Here is an 18,763-nt window from a genome sequence, read left to right as displayed (position 1 = left end):
AATATTATAAGACTAAACATATTCATTATTTTTATTTTAAAAAAGGATCTTGAGTAAGAGAAATTTGAAAAGATTTTATTTGTCCTTATCATACACTGTTCATAAGAAGCCCTCTGCAAAAAAGGATGTTATTCGAAAAACATCTAATTTTTAAAGTTTTTTTCATTTTGATATCGTATTGTAAAAAAGCATGTGGTAAAAAAAGTGATCATTATGGTAAATTCTTCAAGATCAAAAGAAAAATTAAAAAGTTCTAAGGCATCTAAGGCATCTGTTGTTAAATCTGAAATTATAGCTCATGACTCAGAACAAGAAACACAACACTCAAAAGAGCCGATAATAACAAAGAAAAGCGATGTTGAGCGCAAGACTGTAAGTGGTGTTGCTTTTACTTCTTTAATGGTTTCAGGGATTATTTGTGGTCTTATAACTATCAGTCTTTGGGTAGGTCTGCAAAGAGCAGGTTTTCTTCCATCTTTTTTAGTGGTTGATCATTTGGAAGAAGAAAAAAATCTTCAGATTACTAGGCATGCAAAAGAAAAAGCAGAAGAAACAGAGAAACAGTTGAATCATATGCTTCAACAGTTTGATGTATTGAAGAGAGAGTTTTCTTCTTTTTCATCACAACAGGTTGAAGCTTTTCAAGAAGATGAATCTTTTCAAAAAGAGAGAAGCAAATCTCTTGCACTCTTAGAAAAAAAAGTAGATGCTTTCGAAAAGAATATACAGACTTTAATGAGAATATCAGAAGATGTAAAGACAGCTTTATTTGTTGGAGAAAGTAATAAAAACGATATTATTACTTTAAAACAACAGTTAGATACTGTCCAAAAAGAAATATTCACTCAAAATAGCGAAAAAAATGGGATAAATACTGCACGGTTTGTTGCAGTCAATGCATTAAAAAACGCTATAGATCGTGGTGGATCTTATGTGCGTGAATTGGAAACAGTACAACATTTTTCATCTTCTGTTGAAGGATTGGATTTGTTACAGAAAACAGCGCATACTGGTCTTCCAAGCTCTGCAAAGCTTTCAGCTGATTTTGCTTATGTTGCAGATAAAATTGTTGGGACGCAAAATAGTCTTGCATCGGATGCTGATTTTTTAAAGAAGATTGAGATATGGATAAAAAGTTTTATTGTTTCGCGTCCAATTGGATATGTTGAAGGGACAACAGTGCCTGCAATTGTGGCACGGATGGAAGTTTCTATTCAGGCTGGGGATTATGAAAAAGCTTTAGCTGAATGGCAAACTTTACCTCAAAATGCTAAACATATTTCGGTAGATTTTATTGATCAACTTAAACGACATCTTGCTGTCCAGCACGTTCTTCAACAGTTGTTGATTGGAATGCCAAAAGAAACTTCCGAAGCTGCAAAAATGTAAATAGGATCAAAAATGATACGTATTTTTATTTATATTTTTGTCGTTTGTGTGATCGGTGCAGTTTTTAGCTGGGGTGCCAATAATAATAGTTTCTTGGTCATAACATTTTTGCAGATGCGATTTACTGTCTCATTGCTTACGATTATTAGTGGGATTGTTATCCTGTTGATGGTATTAGTGTTTTTATGGAAGTTTTTTAGAATTATTTTTTCCATTCCTAGAACTTTATACAGCTTTTTTTCAGGACGTTACCAAGAATGTGGTCGCAAAGCCCTTACGCAAGGTCTGCTTGCTGCTTTTGCAGGTGATTACGCGGCTGCACAAAAAATGGAAAGACGTGCATTAAAATATCTTATAAAAGATTATGAACCATTGATAAAGCTTTTAAGGGCTCAAATCTTATCTTTGCAAAAAAACTCTATGAAGGCTATTGCGCTTTATGAAGAGATGCAAAAAGATGAATCGACAAAGCTTGCTGGGCTTTATGGTTTGTTTCGTGAAGCTATGAATACAAAAGCTTATGATGTCGCACAGCACTATGCAGAAGAGGCACTCGATTTGTCACCAGCGCTTTTATGGGCTCAACAATTTGTCCTTGATCGATTAAGTGCTGAGGGTCAGTGGAATAAAGCGCTTGATGTTTTTTATCGAGCGCAAAGAGCTTTGCCACGTTCTGAGCATTGTACTTCAGAGCGTAAGTATACCCATGCTCTTTTATTAAGTGGGTTAGCACTTCACCTTACGGAGACTCAGCTCGCAGGAGCACGTAAAGCTATTTTAAAGGCCCATAAGTTGATGCCTGATTTTGTACCAATAACGGTGCTTATGGTTGATATCCTTTATCAATTAAAAGAAGTTCGTAAAGCTGATAAAATAATTATTAAAGCTTGGCAGGAAAATCCTCATCCTGATTTGGGAGCACTTTATCTTAGGAGAGAAGAAAGCGCAGTTGGCCGTTTGAAAAGAGCTAAAACACTTGCTTCTTATAATAAAGAAATATTTGAATCAGCTTTTATTGTTGCAAAAGCTGCTTTGGATGCAGGCGAATTGGAATTAGCAAGAGAGTACGCACAAAAAGCACTCACTTATCATCCGCGTGAAAGCGTTTATTTATTATTAGCAGATATTGAAGAAGCAAAAGGTAATGGTCAAGGGAGTCGTCAATGGTTGTCTTTAGCATTACGAGCAGAACCTGATCCAGCATGGGCGTGTGATGGTTCTTTCTTTTCTTCTTGGTTGATCGTTTCTCCAATCAGTGGTCGATTAGGCCGTTGTGAATGGAAAGTACCTCCCCGTTGTTCTCCTATAACATTAGAAGTCGATAACGTGATGCTGAAAAGAGAATGCAAAAAAGGCGTTGTGGATGAAAAAGAAGTTATTAAAAATAAATCCTTTGAAGAAAAATCATCGATAGGGCCTGATTTTTTATTAAAGTCGCGCACAAAAAAACAGAATAGAAAAAAAGTCGATCAGATACCTTTAAATGTTGAAGATTTAGAGAATAAAGAAGCAGAAGAAGAGAGTTCTTTGCCAAGAGAGAAATTTCAATTATTTTAGAGGTGTTGTAGACATTTTTGATAAAAATAAGGTTCTTATTTATTCTCAAATGAATGAAATCTGATTATAAAAATGATTGGTTAAAATATGTTTTTAGCGAAAACATATCTTGATAGAAAACAAAGAAACGGTAAACTAAAAATTGCAGTTGTTTTGCATCGCCAATCTTCACAGACTGGTTTTTTAGGGCAATTTTTACAAAGAAATGGTTTTGCTCTTGATTTTTATTATCCTATTTTAGGACAGAAACTTCCTAAAACATTGAAACATCACGCTGGTGTTGTCATTTTAGGTGGTCCGATGAGTGTGAATGATAAGGATGCATATATTCATGAGGAAATTGATTGGATTTCATTATCTTTGAAAGACAATAAACCTTTTTTAGGGATTTGTCTTGGAGCACAGATGCTCGCAAAAAATTTAGGCGGGCGTGTTGCTGCAAAAAGTGATAAAAGTGTAGAAATTGGTTGGTATCCGTTAGAGGGGACTTTGCAGGGAAAGACCCTTATGAATTGGCCAAAAATGGTCTATCATTTACATAATGAGGGCATCTATGATTTGCCTAAAGAAGCTGTTCTTTTGGCAACAGGTCAAACTTATCCGACACAAGCTTTTCATTATGGAAAAAATGCATGGGGTTTACAATTTCATCCTGAATTAACGCGTGTAATGATACAACATTGGTTGAAACATTCAGCTCAAGAATTGACTAAAAAAGGCGCCCAATCTGCTTTTGCACATTTAGAAGGTTATTCACTTTATGGTCACGTTTTGTGCGAATGGTTTGACAATATGTTACAACATATTTTTGGTGTTCCTACTGCCTGCAATACGAAATTGTGAATTGTATGGATTCTGAAAATCATTCTTAAAAAGAGAAATTTGAATTAAAGAAATTATATCAAACAATACGATAACAAAACATCCAAAAAAGTATGATCATTTTTATGGAAAAAAGGAACAATCAAGAAATGAGATGAGCACAGTCCTTTTTCTGCTTGCTTCATCACTATGAGTATGGCTTGTTGATATGCGTCATATTTTTAGGATGAGTGACGATAATGCTCATCATTTCCGTATTTTATTTTTGTTCTCTTTTTTCAAAAGCAAACAACAGCGCATATATCTCCTTGCACTTAATCTACAAGGAGATCAATAAAATCTTTTCTAAGGTTGATCGTGAATGTTTTAAGTTTGAAAAGCAGTATTTTTAAGTTGGGCAATCATACTTGCTGTAAAAGTAAAGCGAGAAACATTGAGATCACCTTCAATGAGTGCATGAACGCGGTTGATGATATTGTGAATTTGATCTTCATCAGATTTTATCCAAGCTGCTAGAGAATCATTTTTTTCATTATAATTTTTTAAGATTTTTATAACGATTTGTCGCAAGCTATCAGCGATGTTTTCTTTAGCTTCACTTAAGGCCATACCATCGTAATAATCGACAATAGGAATTGTTTGGCTTGCTTCATTGATACGATTTATACGAATAACCTGAGCAAGTGAAAAATAGATTTCTGCAGTTTTCATAAGATCACTTTTGCTTTGTTCTGCAATCAAAGAAATATCACAGATCATTGGAGCAACATCTAAAAGAGCTAATTGTCTTGCTAAAGCTTTTGGAGCTCCTTCTTCATTGTATTGTGTTGCTTTTTCTTCAATTTTTTGACTGATATCTTGATCATTGGCGTGCAGAAGCTTTTTTTCAATCAGGCTACGCGCTGTTTTAATTGTTTGCACAAGCTCTTCTAATGGCACTGAGAGATCCATATTGCGCAAGCCCCAATTGGTTGCTTCAAAAAGCATTGAAGTGATTGCTGCATAGAATTTATTTTGATTCAATCCTGGTATTTTATTATCAAGATTATCAATTTGGCTCGAAAGCTGAGGAATTTCAAAACTATCTCGGATGATAATAAACACACGAATAATGTTTTCAGTTTTTTGACCTGTTATATCTTGCAAGTGATTAACAAAAGTAGGTCCACCGCGGTTCACAATATCATTAGCAATAAGAGTTGCAATAATATCACGACGTAATTGGTGTTCAATGATTTCCTTTTTAAAATTTTGTTGAAGTTGAGTTGGAAAATAATTCAACAAGGTTGTATCGAAATAACAATTGTCAACAATTGGATTGTTTGCAATTTCTTCTTGTAGAGTTAATTTAGCATAAGCTAAAATAACTGCAAGCTCTTGGCGGATAAGTCCTTGATTTTGGCTCATTCTTTGACGTAAAATTTGCTCATTGGGGAGAATTTCAACTCTACGATCTAGAAGTTTTTTCTGTTCTAAATCATGCATAAAACGTATTTGATAAGGTAAATCAATAACACTTCGTTTTTCAGCTAAGGAAAGCGAAAGCGGTTGCAAATAATTATTACGCAAAACCAATTGCTCAACTTGTGGGGTCATTTGTTTCAACAACTCATTACGGGCTTCACGAGTCAGTTTTTTTGTGCGTAGAGCTGAGGCAAGAACAATTTTAATATTAACTTCAAGATCAGAACAATTAACACCTGCAGAATTATCAATGGCGTCGGTATTACAGCGTCCGCCGTTTAAAACATATTCAATCCGACCGCGTTGTGTAAGACCGAGGTTTGCTCCTTCACCGATAACTTTTGCGCGCACTTGTTCACCGGTGATGCGAATGGAATCGTTGGTGCGATCGCCGACTTGAGTATCCGTTTCGGTTGTTGCACGAATATAGGTTCCAATACCACCAAACCATAAAAGATCTACAGGGGCTTTTAAAATGGCTGAAATAATTTCAAAGGGTGTTCCTGTTTGCTTTTCAAAACCAATAGCTTGTGCTGCTTCAGGAGAAAGAGTGATTGTTTTGGCAGTTCGTGAGAAAATACCGCCCCCTTTTGAGAGTTTTGTTTGATTATAGTCTTGCCAGCTTGAACGAGGAAGTTGGAAGAGGCGCATACGCTCTGCATAACTTGCTGCTATGTCTGGTTCGGGATCGATGAAAATATCGCGATGATCAAAGGCAGCAATAAGCTTTGTTTGTTGAGACAGTAACATTCCATTCCCAAAAACATCTCCCGACATATCACCAACTCCAATACAGGTGAAGGGAGTTGTTTGAATATCGTGATTAAATGATTCTCGAAAATGTCTTTTTACAGCTTCCCATGCACCTTTAGCTGTAATACCAATTGCTTTATGATCATATCCTGCGGATCCTCCGGATGCAAAAGCATCGTCAAGCCAAAAATTATTTGCTTGGCTAATAGCATTAGCGGTATCAGAAAAGGTTGCAGTACCTTTATCGGCAGCAACGACAAAATAAGGATCATCGCCATCGTGACAAATGACATTTTGAGGCGGGTGTATCTTACCATCGATCAGGTTATCAGTAATCGAAAGGAGTGCTGTAATGTAGTTTGTGTAAGCTTGCCGTGCTGCTTCTGTTATAACGGCACGATCATTGGTTTGAGGAAGGCGATGAGGGAAAAATCCACCTTTCGCACCCACAGGAACAATAACGGCGTTTTTGATTTGTTGAGCTTTAACGAGATCTAATATTTCAGTACGATAGTCTAATGCACGGTCAGACCAACGAATACCACCACGGGCGATAGGACCAAAGCGTAAATGGACACCCTCAACTTCAGGTCCATAAACAAAAATTTCTCGATAAGGACGTGGTTCAGGTAAGCCTTCAATTTGGCGTGGATTTAATTTTGTTGCTATGATACGTCGTGGGCTTCCATCAGGAAGAGGAGAATAGGCATTCGTTCGTAAGCTTGCAACAATGAGATTACGATAACGACGCAAAATAAGATCATCATCCAAACTTGGCACTTTCTGCAATTTTTCTTCAATGCGTTGCTGAATGATTTCTTCATTGTTGAGTCGTTCTTTTTCTTTATGGCTTTGATGAAATTTCAAATGAAATAAAGCATAAAGATCTTTAGTAATTTCAGGATAAGCGTTTAAAGTTTGAGCAACGCGTTTTTGTGAATAAGGAATTCCAGTTTGTTGGAGATAGCGTCCATAATGACGCAAAATAACAATTTCGCGCCAGTCGAGTTGAGCTGTTTGTGTTAAGGCATTAAAAGCATCATTGTCCGCATTTTGTTCCCAAACGGCTTCAAATGTTTCAGCATGCTTTTGTGCATTTTTATCGAGATCAATATCGAGTTGGAAATCACTTTCCAATTGCATATCATGAAGATATACAGAATGCCCATAGCCGTCTGGGAGCTCCAACGTCTGTTCAGCAATAACCCGAAAGCCCATATTTTCAAGAAGGGGTACACGTTTGGAAAGGGCAAGGGCTTCGTTACGATGAAAAAGTCGCAGAGAAATATTGTGTTTCTCTTTATTGTGGGCGCGGTAAAAAGTAACGAAAAGAGGTTTTTCGCTATTAAGGCTTAAGATATGGTCAGCATCTTTAATAGCATCTTCAGCTGAAAATAAATCACGATAGCTATTAGGAAAGTCACTGGCTAAAGATATTTGTTGGTCTGTTGCTTTATGAATAAGAGCTATGGCTTGGATGCTATCTTCCCAATTTTGGGTTATAGAGCGAATATGATGTTCAAGTGTGGTACGCTCAATGACAGGAGCACTGTGACTTCCTTTACGATGGATAATGTAGTGAACGCGGATAAGCGTACTTTCTAAGAAAAGTGGATAAGATTCAAAGAAATCACCTTTATAGGTTTCAACAAGATATAGTCCAATTTTTTCGCGGATATTACTACTATATTGATCACGCGGTACATAGACAAGAATCGAAACAAAACGTCCAAAAGGATCAGTGTGAGCAAGGACCCGTAAGCGCGGACGTTCATCCAATTGCATGATAAGCTCTGCATTTTTTGTCAATGTATCGACATCAGAGCGAAACATTTCATCTCTTGGGTAGGTTTCTAAGACACTCATCAATGCTTTTCCAGAATAGTCGGTCTGATTATATCCAAGGCGTTGAATAATTGTCTTCGCTTTTTCTTTTAAAAACGGAATTTGCAGAATAGAGTGCGTATAGGCTGAGGATGTAAACAACCCAACAATACGTAATTCTCCACATAGATACCCTTCTTTATCAAAAATCTTAAGACCGATATAATCCAACCAAACAGGACGGTGGATTTTTGAGCGGCTGTTGGCTTTTGTAACAATAAGCAAATTGTCACTTTCCATAAAAGATAAGACTTCTTTGGGGCGTTCTTCTACGCTCGCATCACCAATAATGCGAATAGAAGCATCAGTGAGAATACCTAGCTCAATACTACCGGTTTTAAAGGCTTTTTTGGGTTCTTGGCCTTTGGTAAAGTCATAGGTCCGCATTCCAAGGAAGATGAAATTATTGTCCATAAGCCATTCAAGAAATTCAATGGCTTTTACCCCTTCATTTTGGTAGTTCGATGGAAGATTTGTTTGATAGGTATGAATATGCTTCTTGACTTCTTCAAGCATCGGTTTCCAGTCTTGTACAGCCGCATTGGCTTGTTCAAGAACGAGAGTGATTTCATCTTTAAGCTTTTTTGTCTTTTCTTTGTTTAATGATTCAATGTGGATTTGCATCAAGCTGATACGTTGTCCAGAGTCACATTCAAGAACAGGATGTGCGATTAAATAAATGTGATTTATTTGCTGTTTAAAAACATGCAATATAGAATCAAGAAGAAAAGGTTTGTTATCATTAACAAGTGTAATAACAGTTATAGATTTATCATGACGCGTTAAAGCGTGCTCAAAACAAATTGTACTTTTACCAGGCTGGTGGGACTTAAATGCTTCGATGGCTACATTTGTAGCTTTGTGAAGTTCATCTTGCTTATAGAAAGCAATATCTTCTTTATCAGTATGAGAAAAAAGAATTTGTTCTATTTTATTTTCAGTGCTCTTTAGATTTAGTGCTGTTTGTGTTGACACAATCATCCTCCCTTTATTTATTGTGGCAACCTTTTCTTTAAATCCTAAGAGCAGGTCCTTATGCCATTTTTATACTGTAACATCTTCTTTTTGAAGTGAATAGTTATTTGTTGTTGCTAGAATAAAATTATTTTCTACTTCGTAAGAAGTGTTTGGTTGTTTTAAGAAAGTACATCTTGTGCGTAACAAGAATATTTTCATTAATTTTATTGCAGGGTAAGAGCATATTTTAAAAGTGTATAATGAAAGTAAATATATTATGACATGTTTACCAGAAAAATTTTTAAGCGGTTATCAATCTTTTATAACGAATCATTTTACGCATAAAGTGGAACGTTATTGGCAATTAGCAGTGGAAGGACAGAAACCTGAAACTTTATTGATTGCGTGTTGTGATTCGCGCGCGATACCAGAAATTATTTTTGATGCGAATCCTGGTGAAATTTTTGTGGTGCGTAATGTCGCCAATTTAGTTCCTCCTTTTTCGCCTGATTATCAATATCATGCAACATCAGCGGCTATTGAATTTGCAGTGCAAGTGCTGAAAGTTAAGCATGTTGTTATTTTGGGGCATGCGCATTGCGGGGGAATTAATAATGTCCTTAATGGAAAATGCACATCTTTATCATCAAATGATTTTATTGGTCGATGGATGAGTCTTTTGGCTCCTGCTGCAGAAGAAGTAACCGAGAATAAATTGATCACTCCTTTAGAGCGACAGACTGCATTAGAACGACTTTCTATTCATTATTCATTGCAGAATTTGGAAACATTTCCATGGTTAAAGGCTCGTAAAGATCAAGGACTTTTGACAATACACGGTGCTTGGTTTGACATTGCAAATGGTGAATTATGGAGTATGGAACAAGAAACGGGTAATTTTGTGCGTGTTGAGCGTGGAACTTCTGCGCAGATATCTGCGCAGATATAAGTGATTTTTATTTTAGTTTTCATATAAATAAGGTGCTGTGTGATATATCTTGACAAAGAAAGGTTTTTGTTGTTTGAAAGAAACAGCATTCAATGACAAGATTAATTTGGAGCCACCGCCTGGGACCCTGTTATGGTATAAAAAGATCCCAGAGGTCAACATCCGACAACGCGTTGCGTCCTCGGGTGCTATGTTGATTTGTTTGTTATGAAGCAATGAGGTAAATGATGTTTGAAACTTTGCAAGAACGTCTTGGTTCCATTTTATCTAATTTAACGGGACGTGGCGTTTTATCAGATAAGGATATAACAACAGCGCTGCGCGAAATTCGTCGTGCTCTGTTAGAGGCTGATGTTGCTTTAGATGTTGTTCGTTCTTTTACCGATAGAGTTCGTGAGAAAGCCGTTGGGACTACAATTGTTAAGTCCATTAAACCCGGTCAAATGGTTGTGAAAATTGTTCATGATGAACTGGTTCATATGCTTGGGGGAGAAGGTGTTTTAAGTGATCTCAATGCGCCGGCACCCGTTGTTATTATGCTGGTTGGTCTACAAGGATCAGGGAAAACAACAACAACAGCAAAACTTGCAAAGCGTTTAAGAGACAAACATAATAAAAAAGTTTTAATAGCATCATTGGACACACGTCGTCCTGCGGCGCAAGAGCAGCTCCGTCAATTAGGAGAGCAAGTGCAAGTTCCGAGTTTACCGATTATTCCTGATCAATCTCCTGTCGATATTTCTGCGCGTGCAGTGCAAGCTGCTAAATTAGGGGGATATGATGTTGTGCTTCTTGATGCAGCAGGACGTAACCATATTGATGAAGCACTTATGCTTGAATTAAAAGAAATTAAAGCAGCTTCGCAACCTTATGAAATTATGTTGGTGGCCGATAGTCTTACTGGTCAAGATGCGGTTAATCTTGCCCGTTCTTTTGATGAGCGTATAGGAATTACAGGAATTATTTTAACACGTATGGAAAGTGATGGGCGTGGTGGAGCTGCTCTTTCAATGCGTGCAGTGACAGGCAAGCCGATTAAAGCAATCGGAACTGGTGAAAAGATGGATGCTCTAGAAGAGTTTCATCCCGGTCGTATTGCAGATCGTATCCTCGGTATGGGTGATATTGTTTCTTTGGTTGAAAAGGCTGCTGAAACAATTGATCGTGAAAAAGTGGCGGCTTTTGCGAAAAAAATGCAAGCCGGAAAATTTGACCTGAATGATTTTGCCGAACAGTTGCATAAAATGAAAAAACTGGGTGGAATGGGGGGTATTATGGGTATGATGCCAGGGTTAAGTAAGGTGAAGAATCAAATTGCAGCGGCAGGTTTTGATGATTGTCTTTTTAATCGGCAATTAGCAATTATTTCATCTATGACACATGCAGAGCGCGCTAGTCCTGAGATTTTAAAACATAGTCGTAAACAAAGAATTGCTAAGGGGTCGGGGACAAGTGCAGCAGATATTAATAAGCTTTTAAAAATACACCGCCAAATGGCTGATATGGTAAAAGCTATGAGAGGGAAAAATACAGGCGGTTTTATGGAGAAAATGTTAGGGAAGTTCGGTTCCAAAACGGGATTTGGTGATATGAAAGCTCCTGATACTATACCCGATTTATCAGAACTTGATTCAATTCAATTCTCAAAACTGCAAAATCAGATTGGAAAGGGTCATTTAGGGGGTGGATTACCTGGACTTCTGGGGCGCGAATTAACATTTCCTGGTCTTTTAAAGGGGACGGAGAAAAATTCTCCTTTTTCTAAGAAAAAGTAAAAAGACAAAAAGAGAAGGAAGTGTAATGCAGGGAAAAGCACCCAATGATTTAGGGCATTTGTGGACATCGTTTGATCATTTTAATGCAGCGCTGGGTCATTTTTTAGCAAAAAGATTTTATTGTATGCAAGGGACAGAAGGGGATAAAGTGCGTCATGGTTTGCTTGAAGTTGATTGTGCGTATGAGCAGTGTCAGGTGGTGCATTTGCAGCGATTAACGCGAGACAGTTATCTTAATCCGAATCTTGCTAAGAAATTTACAGGTCATTATTCAAGAAGTGATTGATAATCAAAAAATAATTTTTAAAGAACACAGAAAACAAATTAGTTTAAACGACAAGTCAAGATGACAACAGGAGAAAAATATGGCATTAAAAATTCGTTTGTCCCGTGGTGGTTCAAAAAAGCGTCCTTATTATCATATCGTTGTTGCGGATGTACGGAGTCCGCGTGATGGACGTTTTCTTGAACGTGTTGGTGCTTGGAATCCAATGTTGCCTAAAGATGGAGAACGTGTAAAACTTAATGAAGAGCGTATCCAATATTGGCTTGGTCAAGGAGCTCAACCGACAGATCGTGTTCTACGGTTTTTAGATGCCGCTGGTTTAAAAAAGCGTCCGGCACGTAATAATCCTCATAAAGGTGAACCTGGTAAAAAAGCACAAGAACGTATAGCTGCAGCAAAACAAGCTGCTGAAGAAGCGTCAGAAACAATTTCAAAAGAAGAAGCATAATGAATGAAGTAAATCAACAATGTGAGCCTTAAAAGCTTATACAATGTAAAATTTCACTGTTAGTTTTATTTTAAAAAGATTTGTTTTCTTTAGAAGATGGTTTGGTTTTTTTAAAGTCAATAAAGGCTTTAAAAGTCAATGGCGCGCCCATTTATTTCCCAATCTCCATAACGTGCGGGATCTTTTCCACCCCGTCCGCCGTTTTCTAATGGCTGATTTTCATTTGTTGCACATTTACGTCTTTCTTCAGCTTCTTGAAGGGCACGTTGTGCTTCAGGGGGAATTGGTGTGTGTTGGGGAATAGTGGTATTTTGTGTTCTCATTTTTTTGTCTTTTTTGTTCATTTGTACCTCAATTTCATTGAAGAAATAACAAGAGAGCCCCATCATATAATAATATTCTATCATGGAGTTTTAATTATGAATAGAGTGCGTACAGCAATGCTTTTAGCTTTTATGACTGCCCTTTTTATGGGATTTGGTTATCTCATTGGAGGAAGTAAGGGTATGCTTATTGCGCTTTTAATGGCAGGAGGCTTAAACTTTTTTTCTTATTGGAATTCAGATAAAATAGTTTTGCGTATGTATGGAGCGCGTGAGGTTGATCAGTATTCTGCACCAGTTTATTTTAATATTGTGCGTGAATTAGCTCAGAAAGCTTCTCTCCCTCAACCGAAGGTCTATGTCATTGATAGTGCACAACCGAATGCTTTTGCTACGGGGCGTAATCCCCAAAATGCTGCTGTTTCTGCTAGTACAGGGTTGTTGGAAAAGTTAAGTGCAGAAGAAATTTCTGGAGTTATGGCTCATGAACTCGCGCATATTGAACATCGTGATACATTAACGATGACTCTTACAGCAACAATTGCAGGAGCTATTTCAATGCTTGGTAATTTTGCTTTATTAACGGGAGGACAGCGTAATTCTTCAAGGTCTTCTCAAGGTACCGGGACATTTGTGGGTATTATTGCTATGTTGATAGCCCCTTTCGCGGCTATGTTGGTGCAAATGGCTATTAGTCGTACGCGTGAATATGCTGCTGATCGGAGAGGTGCTGAAATATGTGGTAATCCTTTATGGTTAGCTTCGGCTTTGAGAAAGATTGCAGGGGGTGGATATACGATTTATAATGAAAAGGCGGAACATCATCCAGCGACAGCTCATATGTTTATTATTAATCCTTTGAGTGGTGAAGGTGCGGATAGCCTTTTTTCTACACACCCAGCGACGGCAAATCGGATTGCAGCATTGCAACAACAAGCCATAGAAATGAATATATCAACAATTGATCAAGGCATTATCAAGCACTATGAGGAGAATAATCTGAAAGGGTTAAATAATATCTTAGACTATGAAAATCTCAATTTTAAGGATAAGAATAATCCGTTAAGCGATGAAGAGACAAATGTTTTACTACAGGCGAAAACTCGTCCTGCTTGGCTTCGTCGTAAAAATCCGAAGAAGTTTTAATCATAAAGATTAAAAGAAACAAGGTAGAATAAAGGCATTGTGTTGAAAGATAAAAAAGCGGGGCATATGTTTGAGAGAGATGTGCCTGGGTTAGCTGTTCGGCAAGTGTGCGTTCGTTTGTTAGGTGCAGTACTTGATAAGCGTACATCTCTTGCTGGTTTGACAGATAATGAGTATGGTCATCCACAATATTTAAAGCTTTCATATCGTGATCGTTTATTGTGTCGCGCTATTTTGGGAGCGGCATTACGTCATCGAAGCCAGATTACAGTGGCTTTATCACGCTTTTTAGTGCGCCCTTTGCCAGCACAAGCATTTTCCCTGCATCATCTTTTACATATTAGTATAACGCAAATTCTTTATCTTGATATTCCCGATCATGCAGCGATTGATTTAGCGGTACGTGTGGCAAAGATTGATCCGCGGATGCCCCGTTTCTCGGGATTAGTGAATGCTATCTTACGTAATTTTGCACGTGAGGCGCCTATTTTGCGGATGCAAACGCCTACAATTAAAGCTATTCCAATGTGGTTCGGGCAACTTTTAGTATCGACATATGGAGCAGAGAAAGCTGATCAAATTTTAGCCATTCAAAGTATAACACCTCCTCTTGATTTGACGGTGAAATCTGATAGTGCTGGTTGGGCAAAGCGGTTGGGAGGCATTGTTTTGCCTAATGGTTCAGTTCGCCTTATTTCTTCGGCTTATTCTGTTGCTGATTTACCAGGTTATGCAGAGGGAGCTTGGTGGGTTCAAGATGTTGCAGCAGCTTTACCTGCTCGTTTGTTGGGAAATGTGTGCGGCAAAAAGGTAGCAGATCTTTGCGCGAGTCCTGGAGGAAAAACCGCGCAATTGGCTTTGCAGGGAGCAGATGTAACGGCTCTTGATATTTCAGCCAATCGATTAAAGCGTTTAAGGGAAAATATGGACCGACTCAATTTTTCAGTGCACTATTGGCTTGGTGATTTAAGACAATTTCATCCTGATCAACTTTTTGATGCTGTTCTTCTTGATACACCTTGTTCTTCTACGGGGACAATACGTCGTCATCCAGATATTTTATGGACAAAAACAATGGACGATGTCACCAAATTAGCAGAGGTGCAATATGATTTGCTTTTAGCTGCGATTGATTTAGTGAAAAAAAATGGATGCATTGTTTTTTCTAATTGTTCATTAGCAAGAGAAGAGGGTGAAGATCTTGTTAAGAAAATTTTAGCAATACGTCATGATATTGTTTTAGAGCCTATTTTAGCCGAGGAAATGGGTGCTATGGCACATTTGATATCAATGGAGGGTTTCTTGCGCACAATCCCTTCTGATTGTTGTTATGAAAATTTTAATACAGAAGAAAAATTATTCTTAGGAATGGATGGTTTTTTTGCCGCACGTTTCCGAAAGGTACATTAATTAACGTTTCATTTACTCAAATAGTTGAAGCTGTATTGGATAAATGTAGACGGAGATATGGTTGTGGTAATTACAGAGATTGCTCCTCAGATAAAAACATCAACCGTTGTATATGGCATACAACACTTTCTACGACGTTTACGGGCAGGACCACTCTTTCGTTGGCGATTTTCTGGTTTTCGTCCACAAAAGATTTTAGCGTATCCAATTGATTTGCATCTCGCTGATCCAATGATAGCGCGTGAGTTTTACCATGGTCGTTTTGCTTTTTCTGGTTGTACGGTTCAAGCGGGTGCTCTTTCTCCTTTTTCATTGGTACCGCCAATATTGCAATGGGAAAAAGCATTGCATGATTTTCATTGGTTACGTCATATGACTGCTGCACAAAGTGAGTTGGCAAAAGCTTATGCGCGTTCCTTGGTAGAAGATTGGTTGGAGCATCATAGTAAGAAGATAAAAGGGCCTGCTTGGAGTGGAGCCGTTGTGGCAAGGCGCCTCATTTCATGGATTTGCCATTCGCAAATGTTATTAGAGGGGGCGAATAAAAGCTTTGAAAAGCGTTTTTTACGTTCACTTGGTTTTCAGTTTCGCTATTTGCGCATCTTGATTTGTTGTATGGAAGCAAATGAACAGCGTTTACAAGCCGCAATTTCTTTAGCACTTGCATCTTTAGCTTTGCCCGTTTCTGCAGCAGCAAAGAAAAAAGTACAAACTTATCTTGTTTATGAACTTTCGCATCAGGTTCTTATTGATGGAGGACATATTTCCCGTAGCCCTGCTATTTTGCTCGATTTATTATCGGATTTATTATCTTTGCGCCATCTGTATATGCACAGTAATGAAACGGCTCCGCGTATTTTAATTGATTCTATTGAGCGTATGCTGCCTGCTTTGAGATTTTTTATTCATGAAGATCAAACAGTAGCTCGTTTTAATGGCGTTGGACCTATTATACCAGCGTGTTTATCGACTATTTTAAATTGTGATGAAACCGTTGGGCACCCTTTTAGTTATGCCCGTTATTCTGGTTTTCAGCGTTTACAGGCTAATCAAACGACAGTTCTTGCAGATACGGGAAAATTTCCACCCGCTTCTTTTGCAGAATATGCCTGTTCAGGTTGTTTGTCATTTGAGATGTCCTCGCAGGGAAAACGCTTTATTATTAATACAGGAGTTAATCCTTATGGTTCTGCAGAATATCGACATTTTGGGCGTTTGACAGCAGCACATTCAACGGCAACAGTGAATGATTGTTCAGTGGGTGCTTTTCGTAAAAAAAGGAACAATGATGCTTCTCTTTTACTTAAAGGACCGACAAATATTCAAGTACAACGCATAGAAGATTTAGAAAAAATTGGCTTTATTGCGTGCCATGATGGCTATGTGAAGCCTTTTAATCTTATGCATGAGCGTGGCCTTATTTTAACTAGAAATGGAGAAATGATTGAAGGTTTCGATCATTTTTTTACACCGCAGAAAAATCAATGGTATAAATATAAAGCCAATCAAAATGAAGACGATAGTGTTGCTGTTCGGTTTCATCTTAATCCGCAGGTTGAGGCTTATTATGATGGCAATCGCGTTTCCTTAGTTGTAGAAAGTGGGCAGGAGTGGCATTTTATGTCACCCGATGCGGACATTTTTCTCGAAGATTCAATTGATTTTGCTCATTTAAAAGGTCCACAACGCACACAACAGATTGTTTTATATTTTCGTACTGCATTGCAGAGAAAAATTCATTGGCGTTTTATACGTCATAGATTAGCATAATCTTCGCTTGGAAAGATCAACCAAGATAATTCTATTATTTGTGGATTGGAGCATTGTCTGCATGTCCTGTGGGTATGTTTTGGCAAAAGCTTATGCTATGTCCATAGTGGCTTTTTTTGAATTTTAGCCATTTTATTTTAGGATTTCTATTATGGTTGTTATTGCAAAACAATTTTCTACGGTGGATCTTCGTCACGTTCGTCGTGCTCTTCTTTCTGTTTCTGATAAAACTGGTTTGATTGAGTTTGCGCAAACGCTGCATGCTTATGGAATTGAATTAATTTCAACGGGAGGGACATCCAAAGCGTTAAGTGCTGCTGGTTTACCTGTTACTGATGTTTCTGATATTACAGGGTTTCCAGAAATAATGGATGGACGCGTCAAGACACTTCACCCTTTGGTTCATGGTGCTTTATTAGGAATAAGAGACGATCCAGACCATAAGGCGGCTATGGAACAACATGGTATCAACGGAATTGATCTTCTCGTGGTTAATCTTTATCCCTTTGAAGAAACTGCTCGGTTAGAGGGAGATGCGCAGATAATTCTTGAAAATATTGATATTGGTGGACCGGCGATGATTCGTGCAGCTGCTAAAAATCACGCTTATATTGGTGTTGTAACAGCAGTTTGTGATTATGCATTGATTGTGGATGAATTAAAACAACAGGATGGGTGTTTAAGTTTTTCATTGCGGCGTCAATTAGCAACACGTGCTTATGAGCGTACAGCTGCTTACGATGCTGCGATAGCGGCTTGGTTTGCGAAAGATTTAAAAATTCAAGCTCCGTCTTGGCAGAGTTTTTCTGGTCATCTTGAAAATGTGATGCGCTATGGAGAAAATCCACATCAACAAGCGGCATTTTATCTCTCTGGTGATAAACGCTTTGGCGTTGCTACTGCGACACTTTTGCAAGGCAAAAAACTTTCTTATAATAATATGAATGATACCGATGCAGCATTTGAACTTGTCTCAGAATTTGATTCTCAAAAAAGCGCGGCCGTTGCTATTATTAAACATGCTAATCCCTGCGGTGTTGCAGAAGGGCAGAATTTAAAAGAGGCTTATTTGAAAGCTTTGGCGTGTGATAATACCTCAGCATTTGGTGGTATTATTGCTTTAAATCGTCCTCTTGATGAAGCCTGTGCAGAAGAGATTGTTAAAATTTTCACTGAAGTGATTATTGCTCCTGATGCTACAATGTCTGCACGCGAAATCATTGCTCAGAAAAAAAATCTTCGTTTGTTGATAACAGGAGGAATGCCTGATCCGCGTGATAACGGGCTCGTTGCTAAAACACTTTCAGGAGGGCTTTTAGTGCAAACACGTGATAATGCAGTTGTTGATGATTTTGAATTGCAAGTAGTCACAAAACGCGCACCAAGCCAAGACGAAATGCGTGATCTTAAATTTGCTTGTCGTGTTGTTAAACACGTCAAATCAAATGCTATTGTTTATGCAAAAAATAATACAACGGTTGGGATTGGGGCTGGCCAAATGAGTCGTATCGATTCAGCAAGAATCGCAGCACGGAAGGCTGAGGAAAGCGCACAAAAAATGGGCTTAACGGAATCTTTAACGAAGGGATCTGTGGTCGCATCAGATGCATTTTTCCCTTTTGCAGATGGCTTGTTATCTTTGATTGAAGCTGGTGCAACAGCGGTTATTCAACCAGGTGGATCGATCCGTGATGAAGAAGTTATTGCAGCAGCTAATGCGCATGGTTTAGCAATGGTTTTTACAGGAGTGAGACATTTTCGCCACTAAATTTATGGTCTTTTTTCATTTTTTATTCTCAAAAATAAGAAGAGTAGGCTTCTGTGTTATAA

Annotated in this window: 13 protein-coding genes; 11 read left to right on the top strand and 2 right to left on the bottom strand. The window is 38.0% G+C overall.

Annotation, left to right across the window (positions count from 1 at the left end):
• Positions 1–213 precede the first annotated feature (213 nt).
• The 3 genes from Bho11B_RS00870 (at position 214) to Bho11B_RS00860 (ending at position 3,789) form a co-directional block, all read left to right on the top strand.
• The gene (locus Bho11B_RS00870) at positions 214–1,389 is read left to right on the top strand and encodes a COG4223 family protein (protein WP_078674041.1); all 1,176 of its coding nucleotides are present in this window, start codon (positions 214–216) and stop codon (positions 1,387–1,389) included.
• Between the two features lie 12 nt (positions 1,390–1,401).
• Positions 1,402–2,946, top strand: a complete 1,545-nt coding sequence (locus tag Bho11B_RS00865) for a heme biosynthesis protein HemY (protein WP_078674040.1) — start codon at positions 1,402–1,404, stop codon at positions 2,944–2,946.
• An 87-nt stretch (positions 2,947–3,033) separates the two neighbouring features.
• Entirely contained in the window at positions 3,034–3,789 is a 756-nt protein-coding gene (locus Bho11B_RS00860; protein ID WP_035006470.1) for a glutamine amidotransferase, read from the top strand.
• A 345-nt stretch (positions 3,790–4,134) separates the two neighbouring features.
• On the opposite strand, the gene Bho11B_RS00855 is transcribed toward Bho11B_RS00860, so the two are convergent.
• Entirely contained in the window at positions 4,135–8,850 is a 4,716-nt protein-coding gene (locus Bho11B_RS00855) for an NAD-glutamate dehydrogenase (protein WP_078674039.1), read from the bottom strand.
• Between the two features lie 253 nt (positions 8,851–9,103).
• On the opposite strand from Bho11B_RS00855, the gene Bho11B_RS00850 reads away from it, so the two are divergent.
• The 4 genes from Bho11B_RS00850 to rpsP all read left to right on the top strand — a co-directional run bounded on the left by Bho11B_RS00850 (position 9,104) and on the right by rpsP (position 12,284).
• Positions 9,104–9,775 (top strand): carbonic anhydrase, encoded by a 672-nt coding sequence (locus tag Bho11B_RS00850; protein ID WP_078674038.1) that lies wholly within the window; start codon positions 9,104–9,106, stop codon positions 9,773–9,775.
• Between the two features lie 227 nt (positions 9,776–10,002).
• Positions 10,003–11,550 carry a signal recognition particle protein gene (gene ffh / locus Bho11B_RS00845; protein WP_035006474.1) on the top strand — a complete coding sequence of 516 codons (1,548 nt, stop codon included), beginning with the start codon at positions 10,003–10,005 and terminating at the stop codon, positions 11,548–11,550.
• 25 nt (positions 11,551–11,575) lie between these two features.
• A complete protein-coding gene (locus tag Bho11B_RS00840) occupies positions 11,576–11,836 on the top strand; it encodes a hypothetical protein (RefSeq protein ID WP_078674037.1) in 261 nt (86 codons plus the stop codon).
• 79 nt (positions 11,837–11,915) lie between these two features.
• Positions 11,916–12,284, top strand: a complete 369-nt coding sequence (gene rpsP / locus Bho11B_RS00835; protein WP_035006476.1) for a 30S ribosomal protein S16 — start codon at positions 11,916–11,918, stop codon at positions 12,282–12,284.
• 128 nt (positions 12,285–12,412) lie between these two features.
• Here the strand turns inward: rpsP and Bho11B_RS00830 are convergent, their stop codons facing one another.
• The gene (locus tag Bho11B_RS00830; RefSeq protein ID WP_035006759.1) at positions 12,413–12,628 is read right to left on the bottom strand and encodes a DUF1674 domain-containing protein; all 216 of its coding nucleotides are present in this window, start codon (positions 12,626–12,628) and stop codon (positions 12,413–12,415) included.
• Between the two features lie 75 nt (positions 12,629–12,703).
• On the opposite strand from Bho11B_RS00830, the gene htpX reads away from it, so the two are divergent.
• From htpX to purH, 4 genes are all read left to right on the top strand, one after another.
• Positions 12,704–13,753, top strand: coding sequence for a zinc metalloprotease HtpX (htpX, locus tag Bho11B_RS00825; RefSeq protein ID WP_078674036.1), 1,050 nt, complete (start codon positions 12,704–12,706; stop codon positions 13,751–13,753).
• A gap of 42 nt (positions 13,754–13,795) precedes the next feature.
• Entirely contained in the window at positions 13,796–15,163 is a 1,368-nt protein-coding gene (locus Bho11B_RS00820) for an RsmB/NOP family class I SAM-dependent RNA methyltransferase (RefSeq protein ID WP_035006760.1), read from the top strand.
• Positions 15,164–15,220: 57 nt separating this feature from the next.
• Complete coding sequence (locus Bho11B_RS00815) at positions 15,221–16,933, top strand: heparinase II/III family protein (protein WP_078674035.1); 1,713 nt, start codon at positions 15,221–15,223, stop codon at positions 16,931–16,933.
• Between the two features lie 151 nt (positions 16,934–17,084).
• A complete protein-coding gene (purH, locus tag Bho11B_RS00810) occupies positions 17,085–18,701 on the top strand; it encodes a bifunctional phosphoribosylaminoimidazolecarboxamide formyltransferase/IMP cyclohydrolase (RefSeq protein ID WP_035006480.1) in 1,617 nt (538 codons plus the stop codon).
• The last annotated feature ends 62 nt before the right edge of the window (positions 18,702–18,763 follow it).

Origin of the sequence: Bartonella sp. 11B, from assembly GCF_002022625.1 — a bacterium.
Taxonomy (GTDB): domain Bacteria; phylum Pseudomonadota; class Alphaproteobacteria; order Rhizobiales; family Rhizobiaceae; genus Bartonella; species Bartonella rochalimae.
Note: the sequence above shows the minus strand (reverse complement) of the source record. Positions and strands in the feature narration are given on the sequence as shown.